The organism is Vibrio sp. 1978 (genome assembly GCF_033344345.1).
Genome location: NZ_JAWPOP010000421.1, coordinates 1 through 728, shown reverse-complemented (window position 1 = coordinate 728; position 728 = coordinate 1). Strand labels below are relative to the sequence as shown.

Sequence of the window (728 nt, the reverse complement as noted above, 5' to 3'; positions counted from 1 at the left end):
TTACCCATTTAATTTGATCATCGTGCCGGTAGTGAGCAAGAGGGGGAGATAAATGAAGTGGCTCGAGAGATTGAAGATTGCCAACTACCACCGCAAGCGTTACAAACAATTTGGTAATGATAAAGCGCGTACGCTGGGTTGGCAGGACGAATATAGCCAAATCAGCCGATTTGAAGCGCTGACTCGTAGCCTTTGTTTAGAGGCAGTTAGTATTCTCGATATTGGCTGTGGCTTTGGTGATCTGCTTGAATATATTGAGAGCCAGAATCAATATCCAGCGCGCTATGTCGGCATTGATCTGCAGAAGCAGTTCATCACAAAGGCCAGAAAGAAAGCCTTTAAAACGCCTGTTAATTTCATTTGTGGCGACTTTTCTAAGCTTGTTCTTCCTCAAAGTGATTATGTGTTCGCGTCAGGTTCATTAAACTACAAATCGAGCAATGCCAATCATACGATTGAAATGATTGAGAAGATGTATCGAGCGGCTCGAATAGGCTGTGTGTTTAACTTACTCGATGAAGAAAAGCTGCCGAGCATGAGAATGCTAGAATCGCATAACAAAGTGGGGGTGTTGCGCTATTGCCGATGGCTATGCCCAGATGCGCAATTAATCGAGGGGTACTCCGACCACGACTTCACGATTGTCATGATCAAAAAAGCGGAGCCAGTTTCCTAACTCCGCTTCATAAACTTTTAAGCCTTATTGGTGTTTGTACTGTGAGATCTTA

The 728-nt window shown here is 44.0% G+C and carries 1 protein-coding gene; it reads left to right on the top strand.

The window, feature by feature from the left end; genetic code table 11:
• Positions 1-52: 52 nt before the first annotated feature.
• Positions 53-676, top strand: a complete 624-nt coding sequence (locus R8N49_RS26995) for a class I SAM-dependent methyltransferase (RefSeq protein WP_318190437.1) — start codon at positions 53-55, stop codon at positions 674-676.
• Positions 677-728: the final 52 nt, after the last annotated feature.

What these genes read in the sequence shown, in the direction of transcription:
- R8N49_RS26995 (WP_318190437.1), top strand. Translation starts at nt 53, where the DNA reads ATGAAGTGGCTCGAGAGATTGAAGATTGCCAACTACCACCGCAAGCGT.